The 18,326-nt window shown below is 66.0% G+C and carries 14 protein-coding genes; 11 read left to right on the top strand and 3 right to left on the bottom strand.

From position 1 onward, the window contains the following. Positions 1 to 115: 115 nt before the first annotated feature. Positions 116 to 1,261, bottom strand: coding sequence for a phosphoserine transaminase (locus P1K30_RS07335; RefSeq protein ID WP_275632044.1), 1,146 nt, complete (start codon positions 1,259 to 1,261; stop codon positions 116 to 118). Between the two features lie 240 nt (positions 1,262 to 1,501). On the opposite strand from P1K30_RS07335, the gene P1K30_RS07340 reads away from it, so the two are divergent. Together P1K30_RS07340 and serB are read left to right on the top strand one after the other, a co-directional pair. Beyond that, complete coding sequence (locus tag P1K30_RS07340) at positions 1,502 to 1,969, top strand: GrpB family protein (RefSeq protein WP_275632045.1); 468 nt, start codon at positions 1,502 to 1,504, stop codon at positions 1,967 to 1,969. Between the two features lie 64 nt (positions 1,970 to 2,033). Next, on the top strand, positions 2,034 to 2,906 hold the full coding sequence (gene serB, locus P1K30_RS07345) for a phosphoserine phosphatase SerB (protein WP_275632046.1): 873 nt from the start codon (positions 2,034 to 2,036) through the stop codon (positions 2,904 to 2,906). 2 nt (positions 2,907 to 2,908) lie between these two features. Here serB and P1K30_RS07350 read toward each other — a convergent pair whose 3' ends face one another. Continuing rightward, entirely contained in the window at positions 2,909 to 3,904 is a 996-nt protein-coding gene (locus P1K30_RS07350; RefSeq protein WP_275632284.1) for an asparaginase, read from the bottom strand. Positions 3,905 to 4,080: 176 nt separating this feature from the next. Here P1K30_RS07350 and P1K30_RS07355 point away from each other — a divergent pair, with 176 nt between their 5' ends. The 8 genes from P1K30_RS07355 (at position 4,081) to hslV (ending at position 14,179) form a co-directional block, all read left to right on the top strand. Continuing rightward, positions 4,081 to 4,608: an invasion associated locus B family protein gene (locus P1K30_RS07355; protein ID WP_275632047.1), complete on the top strand. Its 528-nt coding sequence runs from the start codon at positions 4,081 to 4,083 to the stop codon at positions 4,606 to 4,608. Between the two features lie 46 nt (positions 4,609 to 4,654). Then, complete coding sequence (gene tsaE / locus P1K30_RS07360; RefSeq protein WP_275632048.1) at positions 4,655 to 5,140, top strand: tRNA (adenosine(37)-N6)-threonylcarbamoyltransferase complex ATPase subunit type 1 TsaE; 486 nt, start codon at positions 4,655 to 4,657, stop codon at positions 5,138 to 5,140. Next, complete coding sequence (locus tag P1K30_RS07365; protein ID WP_275632049.1) at positions 5,133 to 6,137, top strand: aminoglycoside phosphotransferase family protein; 1,005 nt, start codon at positions 5,133 to 5,135, stop codon at positions 6,135 to 6,137. Before tsaE ends, P1K30_RS07365 begins: the two co-directional genes overlap by 8 nt. Continuing rightward, positions 6,124 to 6,810, top strand: coding sequence for a nucleotidyltransferase family protein (locus P1K30_RS07370; RefSeq protein ID WP_275632050.1), 687 nt, complete (start codon positions 6,124 to 6,126; stop codon positions 6,808 to 6,810). Before P1K30_RS07365 ends, P1K30_RS07370 begins: the two co-directional genes overlap by 14 nt. Further along, complete coding sequence (addB, locus tag P1K30_RS07375; protein WP_275632051.1) at positions 6,803 to 9,757, top strand: double-strand break repair protein AddB; 2,955 nt, start codon at positions 6,803 to 6,805, stop codon at positions 9,755 to 9,757. The genes P1K30_RS07370 and addB overlap by 8 nt, the downstream gene beginning before the upstream one ends. After that, on the top strand, positions 9,754 to 13,128 hold the full coding sequence (gene addA / locus P1K30_RS07380) for a double-strand break repair helicase AddA (protein ID WP_275632052.1): 3,375 nt from the start codon (positions 9,754 to 9,756) through the stop codon (positions 13,126 to 13,128). The genes addB and addA overlap by 4 nt, the downstream gene beginning before the upstream one ends. Before the next feature lie 61 nt (positions 13,129 to 13,189). Further along, positions 13,190 to 13,510 carry a thioredoxin gene (trxA, locus tag P1K30_RS07385; protein WP_275632053.1) on the top strand — a complete coding sequence of 107 codons (321 nt, stop codon included), beginning with the start codon at positions 13,190 to 13,192 and terminating at the stop codon, positions 13,508 to 13,510. A 111-nt stretch (positions 13,511 to 13,621) separates the two neighbouring features. Then, positions 13,622 to 14,179 carry an ATP-dependent protease subunit HslV gene (gene hslV / locus P1K30_RS07390; RefSeq protein ID WP_275632054.1) on the top strand — a complete coding sequence of 186 codons (558 nt, stop codon included), beginning with the start codon at positions 13,622 to 13,624 and terminating at the stop codon, positions 14,177 to 14,179. Positions 14,180 to 14,280: 101 nt separating this feature from the next. Here hslV and P1K30_RS07395 read toward each other — a convergent pair whose 3' ends face one another. Next, a complete protein-coding gene (locus P1K30_RS07395; protein WP_275632055.1) occupies positions 14,281 to 16,755 on the bottom strand; it encodes an NAD-dependent epimerase/dehydratase family protein in 2,475 nt (824 codons plus the stop codon). A 189-nt stretch (positions 16,756 to 16,944) separates the two neighbouring features. Here P1K30_RS07395 and hslU point away from each other — a divergent pair, with 189 nt between their 5' ends. Further along, on the top strand, positions 16,945 to 18,252 hold the full coding sequence (hslU, locus tag P1K30_RS07400) for an ATP-dependent protease ATPase subunit HslU (RefSeq protein WP_275632056.1): 1,308 nt from the start codon (positions 16,945 to 16,947) through the stop codon (positions 18,250 to 18,252). Positions 18,253 to 18,326 lie beyond the last annotated feature (74 nt).

Genomic DNA, 18,326 nt, shown 5'->3' on the forward strand with positions numbered 1-18,326 from the left:
GAGATGAGGTAACGCGCCCCGGATCGAACCCGGGGCTGTTTTAATCTTGGAAGTCAAAGCGCGGTCCCGGCCCGAAGCCGGACACGTAGGATGGGATTTCACCCCATCCCGCAGATCAGTCCTGAGCTTCGATGCAGGCTTCGAAGGCCCACTTCAGCCACAGCGTCAGCTTCTCGATATCCGCCGACTCGATCGTGGCGCCGCACCAGATCCGAAGACCGGCGGGGGCGTCGCGATAGGCGCCAATGTCATAGGCCGCGTTGTAGTCTTCCAACTTCTTGGCGACCGCCTTGGCGAAGACCGCGCCGTCCTTGATGCGGTCGTCGGTGAACTTCAGACAAACGCTGGTGTTCGAACGGGTCGCCGGATCCTCGGCCAGGTTGGCCAGCCAGTCGTGACGGTCGCAGAAGTCCCAAAGAACCTTGGCGTTGGTGTCCGCACGTTCCATCAGCTTGGGCAGGCCGCCGATCTTCTTCGCCCACTCCAACGCGACAAGGTAATCCTCGACCGCCAGCATAGAGGGGGTGTTGATCGTTTCGCCGACGAAGATGCCGTCGATCAGCTTGCCGCCCTTGGTCAGGCGGAAGATTTTCGGAAGCGGCCAAGCGGGGGTGTAGGTTTCCAGACGCTCGACAGCACGCGGCGACAGGATCAGCATCCCGTGCGCGGCTTCGCCACCCATGACCTTCTGCCAAGAGAAGGTGGTCACATCCAGCTTATCCCACGGCAGGTCCTGCGCGAAGGCGGCGCTGGTGGCGTCGCAGATCGTCAGACCCTCGCGGTCGGCGGGGATCGCGTCGCCGTTCGGAACGCGCACGCCCGAGGTGGTGCCGTTCCAGGTAAAGACGACGTCGGTGTCAAAGTCGATCTCGGCGAAGTCGACGATCTGGCCGTAGTCGGCGGTCTTCACCTCGGCGTCGATCTTCAGCTGCTTGACCACGTCGGTCACCCAGCCGGCGCCGAAGCTTTCCCATGCGACCATCGTCGCCTTGCGAGCGCCCAGCATGGACCACATCGCCATCTCGACGGCGCCGGTGTCGGACGCGGGGACGATGCCGATCTTGTAGTCAGCGGGAATGCCGAGGATCTCGCGCGTGGTCTCGATCGCGGCCTTCAGCTTTTCCTTGCCGACCTTGGCGCGATGCGAACGGCCCAGCGCGGCGTCCGTCAGCATATTCAATTCAAAGTGGGGGATCTTGGCACAGGGGCCAGAAGAAAAACGCGGGTTGGCCGGCCGCGTTGCCGGGTGTTTCGTATCCATCAATGGATATCCTTCCAGATATACGCCCCTCGTTGGGGAGGGGTGTCCCACCGCCGCACTTACATCGGCGACCACGTGCCGACAAGCCCGCATGTGTTTCACAATTGCGAAACTTGCGTTAGGTAAACGTGCCGACACCGCGCAATGGGCGCGGGAAGAATGCGCAACGCGCATGGTGGATTGAACGTGATCGAGCCACAGAACAAGACGATTGGCCTTAACCGGTCCTCAGTGCGTCACGTGCCCTACAGCGATGACTGGCCCGCGCTGTTCCGCACCGAACACGACATGCTGCGCGACACGTTCGCCGCACATCGGCTCGAGATCGAACATATCGGAAGCACCGCGGTGCCGGGCCTGATGGCACGTCCTGTCATCGACATCGCCGTATCCGTGCCCGAGTGCGACCAAGAGGTTGCCGCGCAGGCGGTCGTTTCGTTGGGCTATGTTGATTACGGGTACGCCTCGGGGCGGCGGTTTGCCCGCACGCGCGACGGCGACGTGTGCACCCACACGCTTCTTTTGTATCGGCCCGACGACCCTGAAATGCATGATCAGGTCGCGTTCCGTGACGTCCTGCGCCGCGACCAACGTCTGGCCGACGCTTACGCTGCCCTGAAACACGGGCTGGCCCGGCGCAGCAACTCTTACGCCGCCGAGAAAACGCAGTTCATCCGCCGGGTGCTTCTGGAGGCCAACCTTCACTAAAGGGGCTTGGTTGTCGCCCCGCCCCGTGATTAATGGCGCGCGTTCCCGAACCGGAGGCGTCGCCATGCAGACCGTTACCCTTATTTCCGCGCCCGGCAAGCTGGACGGCGCCGCCGTCAGCGCGCTTCGCAATGCATGGGGCGGCGGAGAGATCCGCGTCCTGTCGTCGTCAGAGGCCGCCTGCTTCGACATGCCCGAGGTTCCCGCGAATCGGTGGGACGTTTGGGACAGCTTTCAGCAGCAGGGTGTCGATCTGTTGGTCCAACCCGCGGGGAACCTGCGCCGGAAGATGCTGTTGGCGGACATGGATTCGACCCTGATCCAGCAGGAATGCATCGACGAACTCGCGGCCGAGGCCGGTGTGGGCGCGCAGGTGGCCGACATCACCGCCCGCGCGATGAATGGCGAACTGGAATTCGAAGGCGCGCTGAAGGAACGGGTCGCCCTGCTGAAGGGCCTGCCGGTTTCGATCATCGACAAGGTCCTGTCCGAACGGATCACCTATATGCCCGGGGGCCGCACGCTGGTGGCGACGATGAAAGCGAACGGCGCCTTCGCGATGCTGGTCTCGGGCGGGTTCACCGCCTTCGCCGCACAGGTTGCCGACGCGTTGGGGATGGACGCACACCGCGCCAACACCCTGCATGTCGATGGCGACGTGCTGGCTGGAACCGTGGCGGAACCGATCCTTGGCCGGGATGCCAAGGTCGAGTCGCTGAAAGACCGCGCCGCGCAGCTTGGGATTTCCGAAGCCGATGTGCTGGCGGTCGGCGACGGCGCCAACGACCTTGGGATGCTGTCGCTTGCCGGAACCGGCGTCGCGCTGCACGCGAAACCGGCGGTTCAGGCGCAGTGCGACCTTCGCATCAACCACGGCGATCTGACCGCTTTGCTGTTCCTTCAGGGATACGCGCGCGACGCCTTCGTGACCGACTGACCTCAGGCCAGCGCGGCGGCTGGCCGGATCTCTCCGGTGGTCATGCCGCGACGGTTGGGGATCGGCGGGTTTATCCGCTTGATCGCGGCGGGATGGGTCGGGTCAAGCACCCCAAGCCGGACGAGAATCGCGGCAAGCGCACACTCGCTTGCCCGCGTCGCACCATCGGCGATCTTCAGCGCAAGCCCCAGGCCCTGCTGCGGCAGAATGCCGACGAAAACGCCTTCCGCCCCCGTTTTCAAGGCACCCCGTCCGCCCAGCGCCTGCATCAACTCGGTACAGGCCCGGCCCTCGCCCGCAACAAGGCTGGGGTGGGCGATCATCGCATCCCGCAGCCGCGCCATCGACGCGTCGCGCACGCCGCCACCCTGCCCCGCCGCCGCGAACCGCGCCATCGCGCGGGCCAGCCCGTGAACGGACGTCGCGAAGTTCGGCGCCGCGCAGCCGTCGATCCCGTAGCAGGGCGACGTCATCCCGGTGACATCCTCGAACGCTTCAAGCGCGGCCTGCTGCACCGGGTGGTCGATCTCGACATACTCGGGACCGGCACGCAGATGGCGGGTCAGCGTCAGAAAGCCGGAATGCTTACCGGAACAGTTGTTGTGCCACTGGCAGGGCTGTCCATGCGCCCGGATCATCGCGTGGCCGGTTTCCTCGTCGCGGGGGAACTCGGGGCCGCAGCGCAGGTCGGCATCGGTCATGCCCATGTCCGACAGCCAGCGTTCGACCCGCTCTGTATGTTCCGGCGCGCCTTCGTGCGATGCGCAGGCCAGCGCCAGATGTTCGGTCCCCAAGCCCGCCGCATCGGCCGCGCCGCTGTCCATCAACGGCAGACCCTGGATCATCTTGGCCGAGGACCGGGGATAGATGATCTTGTCCGGATCGCCCCACGCTTCAACGATCGCGCCGGTGGAATCACAGACCACCGCGTGCCCGGCATGCACCGATTCCAGCAAGTCGCCGCGCCAGACTTCGACCAAGGCTTCTGCGTGTTTCATCATTTTTCCTTCAAGCCTGCGCGATTTTCCGCTGCCAGCCCTTTCGCTGATCAGCAGTTTTCCGTTATCGTCCTGCCAGTTGATTGATTATCGCATGCCCGCCAACGAAGGTCACGCGAGACGGACTGCCGGCGGCAGCGAGAGGCAGCAAGAAACGGCTGGAGGCTGTGAGACGAATGCAATCATGTCTTGGTCTCGGCGCGCTGTGCGCCGCGATTTTGATGACGCCGCTGAGTGTCGATGCACAGGAATCCCGTAACCGTGTGGCAGCCCACACGGACTGGAGCGTGTTCGAAGCTCAGGATCCGGCGCAGTGCTGGAGCGTATCCAGCCCCAAGGAAACGGTGAACACCCGGGACGGTCGCGTGGTCGCAGTGCGGCGCGGCGACATCCTGCTGTTCGTGTCGTACATCCCGAACTCGAACGTGGCGGGTCAGGTGTCCTTCACCGGCGGCTATCCCTTCGCGGAAGGCTCGACCGTCACGCTTCAGATCGGCGACGACAGCTTCGAGCTGTTCACGCGCGGCGAGATGGCTTGGGCGAAAGACCCGGCCGAGGACGGTCGCATCGTCGAGGCGATGAAGGGCGGTGCCGAAGCTGTGCTGACCGCGCGGTCGTCGCGTGGCACGCAGACCGAGGATACGTTCTCGCTGTTCGGGTTCACCGCGGCAGTCGACGAGGCGGCGCAACGCTGCAGCAACTGACGCTGACGCGCTTGCGGCGGCCGTCCGGCTTGGCCACAGTGGCGGCATGACGGCCTTCGAGCAGACGCTGACCTTTCCATCCGAAGCACGCACCGCGGCCTTTGCCGCGGCGCTTGCCGCGCGCCTTGGTCCCGGCGACGTGATCCTGCTTCAGGGCGGGCTTGGCGCCGGGAAAACCCATTTCGCGCGGTCCCTGATCCAGTCGCGGCTTGCCGCGGCAGGGCGGGCCGAGGACGTGCCGTCGCCCACGTTCACGCTGGTTCAGGTGTATTCCGACGGCGCGACAGAGATCTGGCACAGCGACCTGTATCGCCTGACGGGCCCGGACGAGGTTGCCGAACTTGGGTTGGAAGATGCCTTTACCGACGCGATCTGCCTTGTCGAATGGCCCGACCGGCTGGACGACATGATACCCGCCGGCGCGTTGACCCTGTCGCTTGAGATGACCCCGCGCGAGGGCGAGCGGATTGCGCGGCTGTCCAGCACAGACGCCCGCTGGCAGACCATCGTGCCGGACATGGCCGATGTCTGACCGGGCGGCCCGCTGCACCGCGTTCCTTGAACGCGCGGGATGGGGCGACGCCATACGCACGCCGCTGGCCGGCGATGCCTCGGCCCGTCGGTACGAACGGCTGGTGGCGTGCGACCGCACCGCCGTTCTGATGGACGCGCCAGCGGATCAGGGACAGGACGTGCGCCCCTTCGTGCGGATCGCCGGTCTTCTGGCGGCGCACGGATTGTCCGCGCCCGACGTCTTCGCGGCGGACGAGGTGGACGGGTTCCTTCTGCTAGAGGACCTAGGCGACGCGCTGTTCGCGCGGCTGGTCGAACAGGACCCCACGCGGGAAACCGAGCTTTACCGCGCTGCCGCCGAGATGCTGGCCATCCTTCGCGATCTGCCCGTGCCGGACGATCTGCCAACATTCACCGCGCAGCACATGGCCAGGCTGATCGAGCCTGCGTTCGACTGGTATGCCCGCCCGCTTGGGTCGACAGTGACGCAATCGGATCAACAGGCGCTTTTCACCGTGTTCGAGACTGTTTTGCAGCACACCATCGGCAACGTCCGTGTGTTCTGCCTGCGCGACTGCCACGCCGAGAATTTGCTTTGGCTGCCCGAGCGCGGCGGCACTGCCCGTGTCGGCCTGCTTGATTTCCAAGACGCGGTGGCCGCGCATCCCGCGTATGACATGGTCTCGCTTCTGCAGGACGCCCGCCGCGACCTGTCGCCCACCCTAGAGAACGAGATCGTCGCGCACTACGTCGCGCTGACCGGGGACGACCCCGACCGCTTTCGGGCCGCCTATGCCGCCATCGGCGCCCAGCGCCATCTGCGCATTCTTGGCGTGTTCGGCCGCCTGTCGCTGCATTTCGGCAAGCCGCAATACGTCGCCTTCATCCCCCGCGTCTGGCGCCACCTGATGACCTGCCTTGCCACGCCCGGGTTGGAGGATCTGCGCACCGCCGTGTTGCAGGTCGTGCCGGAACCGGACCGTCTTGACCGGCTGAAGCCCGATGCCGCAGCCTGACGCCGCCCTTCTGTTCGCCGCCGGGTTCGGCACCCGGATGCGGCCTCTGACCGACACGCTGCCGAAGCCCTTGGTCAGGGTCGCGGGGCGGCCGCTGTTCGACCACGCGCTTGCGCTGGTGCGCGACACTGGCGTTGGCACGGTCGTCGCCAACACGCACTATCACGCGGCCCGCATGGCCGAGCATCTGGCAGCCGCCAACGTGCTCGAAAGCCACGAAGCGACGATCCTTGATACGGGCGGTGGGCTGAAGGCGGCGCTTCCCTTGCTGTCCGGCGACGCGGTGCTGACGCTGAACACCGATGCCGTCTGGACCGGGCCGAATCCTGTCGCCGCGCTTCTGGATGCGTGGGACCCAAAGCGTATGGACGGCCTGATGATGCTGATCCCGCGCGAGTCCGCTGTGGGCCACAAGGGTCGGGGCGACTTCATCCCGGACAGTGAAGGTCGGCTAACCTACGGTCCCGGCTTGGTCTATTCCGGCCTTCAGATCGTGAAGACAGACCCGTTTCGTGCCTGTACAGAGACTGTTTTCAGCATGCACGCCATCTGGAAGCAGATGTTGCACGACAACGCGCTGTTCGGCATTGCCCACGCCGGTGGCTGGTGCGATGTCGGCTATCCCGAAGCGATCTCGTTGGCCGAGACGATGCTGAGCGATGCCCATGTTTGACCCCTCTTCCGGCCCCCGCATCTTTGGCTTGCCGCCCGGTGCCGACTTTCCCCGCGCGGTCGTCGAAGGTCTTCTGGCCCGCACCGCCGGTCAGCCGCCCGAAGCACTGGCCCGGGCCGAGATCTTCGTAAACACCCGCCGGATGCAGCGGCGCATGAAAGAGCTGTTCGACAACGGCCCGGCCCGCCTGCTGCCCCGCATCCGTCTGGTCACCGACCTTGCGACCGAAGCCGCCTTTGCCGACATCCCGCCTGCCGTGCCGCCGCTGCGACGCCGACTGGAACTGACCCAGCTTGTCGCCGCGCTGCTGGAACGGCAGCCCGACCTTGCCCCGCGCGCATCGCTGTTCGACCTTGCCGACAGCCTTGCCGCGCTGATGGACGAGATGCAGGGCGAAGGCGTTCCGCCCGACCGCATTGCATCGCTGGACGTCGCGGACCAGTCCGGGCACTGGCAGCGCAGCCTGTCCTTCGTCACGCTGGTCGAGGAATTCCTGCGCGACGATCACGACGCGCCGGATGCCGAGGCACGGCAAAGGCGCGTGGTCGATGCCACCGTCCGGCGCTGGGCCAACACCCCGCCCGCACATCCCGTGATCGTCGCCGGGTCGACCGGGTCACGCGGCGCCACCGCGACCTTCATGCGCGCGGTCGCTGCGCTGCCCCAAGGCGCGCTGATCCTGCCGGGCTTCGACTTCGACCTGCCATCGCCGGTCTGGGACATGCTGGACGATGCGCTGGCGTCCGAAGATCACCCGCAGTTCCGGTTCTCGAAGCTGCTGGCGGACATGGAAAGCCATCATTCCGATGTGCGCGACTGGCAGCCGGGCAGCGCCCCGAACCCGCCGCGCAACCGGCTTTTGTCGCTGGCGCTGCGTCCCGCGCCCGTCACCGACCAGTGGATGAACGAGGGACAGGGGCTGGCCGGTGTGATGCCCGAGGCCACCGCCGACGTCACGATGATCGAGGCGCAGTCGTCGCGGGCCGAGGCAGGGGCGATCGCGCTTGTGCTGCGGGACGCGGCCGAACGGGGCAAGACCGCGGCCCTGATCACGCCGGACCGGGTTCTGTCGCGACAGGTCACCGCCGCGCTTGATCGCTGGGGCATCACCCCCGACGACAGCGCCGGACGACCGCTGCCGCTGACCGCGCCGGGCCGTTTCCTGCGCCATGTCGCGGCGCTGGTGGGGGAAAAGTTGACCTCCGAGGCGCTGCTGACCCTGCTGAAGCATCCGCTGACGAACTCGGGGTCCGATCAGCGTGGCCCGCACCTGTTGCACACCCGCGAACTGGAACTGAAGCTGCGCCGCTGGGGCCCGCCCTTCCCGACCGCCGCCGATCTGTTGGACTGGGCGGCGAAGGGCGACGAGTCGCGCATCGCTTGGGCCACGTGGCTGGCGGGCTGCATCGCGGGTCTGGAAGACATCGGCACCCGCACACTGACCGACCATCTGGACGCGCACATCGCCCTGTCGGAACGGCTTGCCGCCGGACCCTTGGGCGAAGGGTCGGGCGAGTTGTGGCTGAAGGAAGCCGGGGGCGAAGCCCTGCGCTGGGTCGAAGCGTTGCGGCAAGAGGCCAGCCACGGCGGGCGACTGACGCCACGCGATTATCAGTCTCTGTTCCTGGCCGTTTTGCAGCGGGGCGAGGTGCGCGAAGCCACGGGCACCCATCCCGGCATCATGATCTGGGGCACGCTGGAAGCCCGTGTGCAGGGCGCCGATGTCGTTGTGCTGGGCGGCCTGAACGAAGGCGTCTGGCCCGAGGCCGCGCGCCCCGATCCGTGGCTGAACCGCACCATGCGGCATCAGGCCGGACTGTTGCTGCCAGAACGCCGCATCGGACTTGCCGCGCATGATTTCCAGCAGGCCGCCGCCGCGCCCGAGGTAGTGATCACACGCGCCGTCCGCGATGCCGAGGCGCAAACCGTGCCGTCGCGTTGGCTGAACCGGCTGATCAACCTGATGGCGGGGCTCAGCGACGAAAGCGCGGCCGCGCTGGCCGAAATGCGGGGCCGGGGAAACCATTGGCTGGCTTTGGCCGAACGGCTGGACGCCCCCACGCCCGAGATGATCGCCGCCAACCCGCCTGCGCGGCGCCCCGCACCCAGCCCGCCGGTCGACGCCCGCCCGAAAGAGCTGTCGATCACCGAGATCCAGACGCTGATCCGCGACCCCTATGCGGTCTATGCCCGCCGGGTGCTGGGGCTGAGCCGGCTGGACCCGCTGCGGCAGCAACCGGACGCCCCCCTGCGCGGCACCGTCCTGCACGAACTGCTGGACCGCTTCATCGCTTCGGGTCCCGTGGACGATCTGGACGCCGCCCGCGCGCGGCTGTTCGAGTTGACCGACGCGGTTCTTGAAGAACACGCGCCCTGGCCCGCTGCCCAGCGCATGTGGCGCGCGCGGGTGGCACGCTTTGCCGATTGGTTCCTGTCCACCGAAGCGGAACGCCAATCCACCCGCGAGGTCGCCGCGCTGGAACACAAGGGTGGGTTGGAGCTTCCGCATCTGGATCTGCTGCTGAAGGGCAAGATCGACCGCGTCGATCGTTTGCCTGACGGGCGGCTGGCGATCTACGACTACAAGACCGGCAATCCGCCCACCAAGGCGGTGCAGGACAATTTCGACAAGCAGCTTGGCCTTGCCGCCGTGATGGCCGAGCGCGGCGCAATCGCCGACCTGCCCGCCGCCGAGGTGGGAGAGATCAGCTATATCGGGCTCGGGTCGACCCCCAAGGTGGAAAGCCGGGCCTGGAGCGCGGGCGAGACCGCCGAGATCTACGAGGGCTTCGTGCGGCTGATCACGGCCTATCGCTCTCGGGATCGGGGCTATGTGTCCCGCCGTGCGGTGGACAAGCAGCGCAACGAAATGCCCTATGACCACCTTGCCCGGTTCGGAGAGTGGGACGAAAGCGACGAGGCCCCACGGCAGGAGGTGGGCGAATGACGCTGGACGAAGCAACGCTCAGCCAGAACCGTGCCGCCGATCCGGACATGGCGACATGGCTGTCCGCCAACGCCGGGTCCGGCAAGACCCGCGTGCTGACCGACCGGGTGGCGCGGCTGTTGCTGAACAAAGTGCCGCCGCAGAACATCCTGTGTCTGACCTACACCAAGGCCGCCGCGTCCGAGATGCAGAACCGGCTGTTCAAGCGGTTGGGCGACTGGGCGCTGAAACCCGACGGCGCGCTGGCGCAGGAACTGCACCGGATGGGCGCGACCGACGTCACGTCTCCGGACCGGCTGGCCGAGGCGCGCCGCCTGTTCGCCCGCGCCATCGAAACGCCGGGCGGGCTGCGCATTCAGACGATCCACTCGTTCTGCGCCTCATTGCTGCGGCGGTTTCCGCTAGAGGCCGGAGTGTCGCCCTCCTTTGTCGAGATGGACGACCGTTCGGCCCAGCGGTTGCGGCAGGACGTGGTCGAGGCGATGGCGACGGGTCCGCAGGTGGATGCCGTCGATGCCGTCGCCGCGCTGTATTCTGGCGAGGATCTGGACGGTCTGACGCAGGCTATCGTCGGGCGGCAAGAAAGCCTGGCGCATCCCTTGGACCGCGCCGAGGTGATGCGGCTGTTCGACTGCCCCGCCAACCTGACGCCAGAGGGTCTGTTGGACGACGTGTTCGACGGCAACGAGGCGGACCTGATGACCAGCGTCATCCAGCGGTTGCGCGAAAGCACCAAGTCGAATGACCAGAAGGACGCTGAAAAGCTGGCGGTACTGAACTGGAACGTGCCGAACATAGCCTTGTTAGAGGCTTGTTTCGAACGGTTCCTGTATGGCGAGAAGGCGAAAGCGCCGTTCGGCGCGAAAACCGACAGGTTCCCGACCAAGGACTGCAAGGCCGCGATGGGCGCGCTGGCCGACGACCTCGACGCGCTGATGGAACGGGTGCAGGACGCCCGCCCGCTTTTAATCGCTTTGCAGGCGGTCGAACGCGCCGACGCGCTGCACCGCTTTTCGGCGGCGTTCCTTCCGGCTTACGAGGCGCGAAAGCTGGCGCATGGCTGGCTGGACTTCGATGACCTGATCTTGAAAACACGTCACCTTCTGTCCGACCCGGTCGTCGCCGACTGGGTGCTGTACCGGTTGGACGGCGGGCTGGACCACATCCTTGTGGACGAGGCGCAGGACACCAGCCCGGTGCAGTGGCAGGTGATCGAGAAGCTGGCGCAAGAGTTCACGTCCGGCGTGGGTGCGCGGGACGACAAACTGCGCACGATCTTCGTCGTCGGCGATAAAAAGCAATCGATCTATTCCTTTCAGGGCGCGGACCCCGAGGAATTCGACCGGATGCGGGACCACTTCCGCGAACGTCTGGAAGGTGTCGGGCATCCGCTGCAACGGCGCGAACTGGAATTCTCGTTCCGATCGTCCGCCGCGATCCTGCGGCTGGTCGACACCCTGTTCACCGAAGTGCCTGCCGCGCGGATGGAGATGGACGCGCGGCACCGCGCGTTCCACGCCGACCTGCCCGGCCGCGTCGACCTTTGGCCCGCCGTGCCGGTCGCGGAAAAGCAAGATCCGGCGCACTGGTACGATCCCGTCGACACGCTGGCCGAGAACCATCACGACGTCGTCCTTGCCCACGCCATCGCGCGAAATATCCGTGAAACCATCGCATCAGAGACGATTCCGCTGCCGAACGGAACGCGTCGGCGGGTGCGGGCCGGGGATTTCCTGATCCTCGTCCGCCGCCGGTCCACGCTGTTTTCCGAACTGATCCGTGCCTGCAAGGCGGAAGGGTTGCCGGTGGCCGGAGCCGACCGGCTGAAGCTGGGCGGCGAACTGGCGGTGAAGGATCTTGCCGCCGTGCTGTCCTTTCTTGCCACGCCGGAAGACGACCTGTCGCTGGCCGCAGCCCTGCGGTCGCCGCTGTTCGGCTGGTCCGAGGATGAATTGTTCCGCCTCGCCGCCGGGCGCGGGCGGGCCTACCTGTGGAACGCGCTGCGCGACCGCGGCGCCGAGTGGCCCGCGACCATGGAGATCCTGGACGACCTGCGCGACCAGACGGATTTCCTGCGGCCCTACGACCTGATCGAACGCATCCTGTCCCGGCATGACGGACGGCGGAAGCTGCTGGCGCGGCTGGGGTCCGAGGCGGAAGACGGCATCGATTCCCTGCTGAATCAGGCGCTGGCTTACGAGCGGATGGAAGTGCCCAGCCTGACCGGCTTTCTGACGTGGCTGGAAACCGACGATGTCGAGGTCAAACGCCAGATGGACACGGCGGGCGATCAGATCCGGGTGATGACGGTTCATGGATCCAAAGGGCTGGAAGCGCCCATCGTGATCCTGCCCGACACCAACAAGCGCCGGTCCCCGATGCGCGACGAGTTGGTGACGCTGGAGGGGGGCGAAACGGTCTGGAAGACGCGCGCCGGCAAGCAGCCCGAGGTGATGAAGGACGCGCTGGATGCCAAGAAGACCGCGCAAGAGGCCGAGACGCTGCGGCTTTTGTACGTGGCGATCACCCGCGCCGAGACTTGGCTGATCGTCGCGGCGGCGGGCGACACGGGCGATGCGGACGATTGCTGGCACGGCCTCATCGGGCAGGCGGTGGCAGGCATGGGTCCCGTGAAACTGGACACGCCGGTTGGCGAAGGTCTGCGCGCGACGCATGGAAACTGGGACATGGGCGCGCTGGTCGAGGCGCGGACCGACGTTGCAGAGCCGCCCGCCCTGCCCGACTGGATCGACCGGCACCTGCCCGTGCCGTCTGCGGTGAAGACCCTGTCGCCCAGCAACCTTGGCGGCGCCAAGGTCATCGGCGCCGAACCCGACGAGGGTGATCTTGAAACAGCGCTGCGTCGAGGGCGGATGGCGCACCTGCTGTTGGAACACCTGCCGCTGTTTCCCGAAGCAGACCGCGACAGGATCGGGCGGCAGTTGCTGGAACAGGGCACCGAGACACCCGCGCCGGGCGAGGTCGAGATGATCCTTGCCGACGTCGGGCGTATCCTTGCAGACGGCTCGCTGGCGTTTCTGTTCGAACCGGACGTGTTGTCCGAGGTCGACTTGTCCGCGAGCCTTCCGGACCTTGGCGACACCCGCATCCACGGCACCATCGACAAGCTGTCGGTCGGCCCGGACCGCGTGCTGGCGGTGGACTTCAAGACCAACCGCATCGTCCCGGATCGCCCCGAAGACGTGCCGCTGGGCGTGTTGCGGCAGATGGCGGCCTATGACCTTGCCCTGCGGCAGATCTATCCGGATCGTGTGGTGGAAACGGCAATTCTCTGGACAACCGGCCCAAGTCTGATGCCATTGCCCCACGACATCGTGAGGGCTGCCTTGCAAAACTGGCCAACATCTTGACCCTTCGCAGCGCGCTACTTACGTTCCCGTTCGACCGAATTGATGCCAAGGAGACATACTCATGGCCACCGTAGCTGTCACCGACGACACTTTCGAAACCGAAGTCGTCAACTCCGACGTCCCCGTCGTGGTGGATTTCTGGGCCGAGTGGTGCGGCCCCTGCAAGCAGATCGGCCCGGCGCTTGAAGAGCTGTCGGACGAGTATGCCGGCAAGATCAAGATCGCCAAAGTGAACGTCGACGAGAACCCGTCGATGCCCGCCCAGCTGGGCGTTCGCGGCATCCCCGCGCTGTTCCTGTTCAAGGACGGCCAAGTGGTGTCGAACAAGACCGGCGCCGCGCCGAAGGCCGCGCTGAAAGGCTGGATCGACGACGCCGTCTGATCGGCTTGATCCGACGAGACGCGAGGGCGCCTTCGGGCGCCCTTTGCTTTGGCGGGGTTGCCCATCCCCCGGACGGGTTCCATATCAGGGCCAACGAAGAAGGAGGCCTTCATGGCGGAGAACGAGTTTCCGGGCTGGCACGGCACGACCATCATCGGCGTCAAGAAGGGCGGCGAGGTGGTGATCGCGGGCGACGGGCAGGTGAGCCTTGGCAATACCGTGATCAAGGGCACCGCCCGCAAGGTGCGGCGGCTGTCGCCCGGCGGGTATGATATCGTGGCCGGCTTCGCGGGATCGACGGCAGACGCCTTCGCGCTGCTGGAACGGCTGGAGGCCAAGCTGGAAGCGACGCCCGGCCAATTGCAGCGCGCCGCGGTCGAACTGGCGAAGGACTGGCGCACCGACAAGTACCTGCAAAAGCTGGAAGCGATGCTGATCGTGTCGGACGGCGCAGAGCTGTACGTCATCACCGGTGCGGGCGACGTGCTGGAACCCGAACATGACGTGACCGCCATCGGGTCGGGCGGCAACTATGCGCTCGCCGCCGGGCGGGCGCTGATGGAAACCGACCTGTCGGCGGAAGAGGTCGCGCGGAAGTCGATGGCGATCGCGTCGGACATCTGCGTGTTCACCAACGGCAACCTGACGGTCGAGACGATCCGGAAGTAGGGGGCGCTGCCCCCGTCTCCTTCGGAGACTCCCCCGAGGTATTTCGGAAGAGAAGAAGACAGGGCGGTTCCGGTTCGGGCCGCCCTGTTTCGTTTGCTGGCTCAGACGATGAGGCGGTTCCAGTCGTCATAGTTCTGATCCACGTTGCCCTTGGGGATCGACAAAGCGATCAGTGCCGCGCCCATCAGGAAGCTGAAGCCCATCAGCCACAGGCTGGCGCCGGTCATGAACGGGGCGAACATCAGCACCACGCCCAAGAGCGCATTCATGAACCGCACCGCGCGGGCCGCGATCGCCAACGCCGTGACCGTGAAGGTCAGCACCAGAGCGCCGACGACGTGGTTCACGCCCGCCATGCCGTTGTCCCACGTGATCACGATGGGCGACAGCATCAGGACCACGCCCAGCGCCATCGAGGCCCAGAGGCTCCACGGATAGGTCATGCCGCCGACGACCATCTCGGCCACGATGGCGCCCGGGCCGCGTTCGAAATCGTCCACGATCTTTTCGTCCGGGCCTTCGTCCGTGTCGCCCGTGAAGAACACTTTCATCCACGGCTGGCCCGCCTTGTGGCGGCGTTTCAGGAACTGGTAGGTCGCGATGACCTCGTCGATGGAATACGGGATCTGGAACAGCATCGCCGCCGCCGCGATCAGGCAGATCGTGCAATAGGTGCCGATCAGGATCGGCTGGATGATGATGAAGAAGATCGACACCGCGCCCAGCGGGATGATCATGATACCGAACAGCGCCACCAGCCACGGCATCGTGCGCCAGCGCCGGGACGAGCCGATCACGCCCACCACGATTTCCAGCGCGTAGGTCAGGGCGCCAAGGCCGGCGTCGGGGATCGGCCACGCTTCGGACACGGAAGAGGTGATGATGTCCTCGGTCCCGTTCTTGCCCGGGACGGTGCCGCTGAAGAACGGATCCCACACGGCGTCGATGGCGCCAAGCTGATAGGCCGTCATGTAGCGCGACGCGATCAGGCCGACGACCGCCAGCAGGATCACCGGCAGCCGCTGGAACCAGTCGGACGGCGAGTAATCCCAGCCCTTCGGGATCGTCGGCCCGGTCTGCGCCGCCATCGGTGACACGCCGGGCGGTGGCCCGACGGCAAGGGCGAAGGCGGTCACCAGCATCCCCACGAGCGTCGAGTTCAGGTAGGCCGCGCCGCTTTCGGTCCAGAACACCAGCGGCGCGAACAGGATCCAGATGCCGATCACCGCGCAGGCCCAGCGCGCCATGTTCATCCGCCACGACAGCGACAGGAACGCAGCAGCCAGCAGCGCAAAGCCGGACAGCACGTCGCTGATCGTCATCCCCAGCGAGTCGTAGCCAAGCAGCGGCGGTGAAAACAGTATCCACACGCCAAGCCCCATGTTCGCCCACGGCGCCCACAGCCCGGCACGGTGGCGGGCGCGATAGTCGCCTTCGTGGGTCTTGCGGATGTCTTCGGGGTCGCAGCCCCGCGCCTCTGCCGATCGCATCCACACCGGCGGGGTGATGCCGTTGTCGTGGAACCACGCCAGCGGATCGGCCTTCAGCTTGGCGACGAGGCCTTCGAGATTGTCCTCGATCCGGTGCTTTGGGGTCCATCCCAGAAGGGTCTGCGCCTTCGCGATGTCGAGGGCATAGTGATCGCTGGACAGATCGATCATGAAGGGTCTGATAAAGGGCTTTTCGCCCTCATCCAGCGCATCGGGCACCAGCGGTTCGCTTTCCGTCTCGACCCACGCGGCGGTCTTGGCGAAGGGCTTGGGCATGTTCAGCGTGTACCACTTGCGCTCGCCGTGGATCAGGTTGCCCAGCCGGTGCTGCAGCGCGTTGTAGGACATCGCGTGCGGCTCGCCGACAAGGATCGTTTCGTCCGGGGCAAGGTCGCCGCGCCGGTCGACCGCGCGTTTGATGGCGTCGGTCATGTCCTCGATGTGGATGAACGCCTGCCCGGCGTTGGGGTCGCCCGCGTAGAACCGGGATTTCAGCCCGCGCTCGTAGACCCGCGCGATCTGGTGCGACAGGGTCGGGACGGCGGTTTCCTCGTCGTACAGGCCGGCAAGATGCAGGAACGCCAGCTTGGTTTCGTCACCGGCGGCCTTGCGGATCGCAGTTTCCGCGCGCGCCTTGGATTGCGGATAGGCCCAGCCGGGTTCGATCGGCGCGTCCTCGGTGATGGTTTCGCCCGGCGTGCCCGCCCGGTGGACCAGCATGGTGCCGGAATAGACCAGCTGTTCGACGTGAAAATCCGCAAGGTGCTCCAGAAGGCGGCGCGACCCTTGGACGTTCACCTCTTCGTACAGCGGGCGGTCCTTGCCCGAGAAATCGAAATAGGCCGCAAGGTGGATCACCGAGGCGATGCGGTCGCCGTGTTCCTTGCGCAGCTTCTGCACCGCAAGCGCCATCGAACTGTCGTCGGTCAGGTCGGCCTCGATGATCTCGCAGACTTCGTCGCCGTCGTATTTCCGGTCGAAGCCGACGATGCGGTAATCTTGTTCCAACGCGCGGCACAGCCGCTTGCCGATATTGCCCCCGGCCCCGGTCATCAGCACCAGGGGTTTCGTCGTCGGCTCGCCCATCGTCGTCTCCTGCAGAACCCGCGTGTCCAAGGGTCAAGCAGCCGGGGCGCGGGCAGGTTCCATGCAAACTGGCATATGACCAGGGTTTTTCCGCCTGTGACCCGCCAGCGCGTATCCTCGCGGCACCGCCGCCCCTTGGATTGCCGCCCGGCATGACCTAGATGCCCGAAGACGGAAAAAGGACACAGCATGACCGACCTGACCCCCCGCGAGATCGTCAGCGAGCTCGACCGCTTCATCATCGGCCAGAAGGACGCCAAGCGCGCCGTGGCCGTGGCGCTGCGCAACCGCTGGCGGCGCAAGCAGCTGTCGGACGAGCTGCGGGACGAGGTCTATCCGAAGAATATCCTGATGATCGGCCCCACCGGCGTCGGCAAGACCGAGATCAGCCGCCGGCTGGCGAAGCTGGCCCGCGCGCCGTTCATCAAGGTCGAGGCGACCAAGTTCACCGAGGTCGGGTATGTCGGCCGGGACGTGGAACAGATCATCCGCGACCTGATGGACACCGCGATGGTTCAGGTCCGCGACTACATGCGCGAGGACGTGAAAGCCGCCGCCCACCAGCAGGCCGAGGATCGCGTGATCGAAGCGATCGCCGGTGAGAATGCCCGCGAGCAAACGCGCGAGATGTTCCGCGGCAAGCTGAAGCGTGGCGAACTGGACGACACGGTGATCGAACTGGACATCGCCGACACCTCGAACCCGATGGGCCAGTTCGAGATCCCGGGACAGCCGGGCATGAACATGGGCGGGATGAACATCGGCGACATCTTCGGCAAAGCCTTTGGCGGACGCACAGTCCGCAAAAAGCTGACCGTGGCCGAAAGCTATGAGATCCTGATCGGCGAAGAGGCCGACAAGCTCCTGGACGACGAGGCCGTGAAGCAGGCCGCGCTGGAAGCGGTAGAACAGAACGGCATCGTGTTCCTTGACGAGATCGACAAGGTTTGCGCCCGGCAGGAAGCCCGGGGCGGCGACGTCAGCCGCGAGGGCGTGCAGCGCGACCTGCTGCCGTTGATCGAAGGGACGACCGTGTCGACCAAGCACGGCCCGGTGAAAACGGACCATATCCTGTTCATCGCGTCGGGCGCCTTCCACATCGCCAAACCGTCTGACCTGCTGCCGGAACTTCAGGGCCGTCTGCCGATCCGGGTGGAACTGCGGGCGCTGACCGAAGAAGACTTCGTGCGCATCCTGACCGAAACCGACAATGCGCTGACCCGCCAGTACACCGCGCTGATGGGCACCGAAGAGGTGACAGTCAGCTTCACCGACGACGGCATCGCGGCGCTTGCGAAGATCGCGGCGGACGTGAACCAGTCGGTCGAGAATATCGGCGCGCGGCGTCTCTATACCGTGATGGAACGCGTGTTCGAGGAACTGTCCTTCACCGCGCCCGACCGCACCGGCGATACCGTGACCGTGGATGCCGCCTTCGTCGATAAGAACCTTGGCGAACTGACCCGGTCTGTCGACATGAGCCGCTACGTGCTGTGATCGGCAAGGGTCCGCGGCCCGATAAGGCCGCGTGCGGCCGCGCACTGTGCAACGGGACCGTCGCGCGGTAAGAG

Origin of the sequence: Psychromarinibacter halotolerans (genome assembly GCF_029168315.1) — a bacterium.
Taxonomy (GTDB): domain Bacteria; phylum Pseudomonadota; class Alphaproteobacteria; order Rhodobacterales; family Rhodobacteraceae; genus Psychromarinibacter; species Psychromarinibacter halotolerans.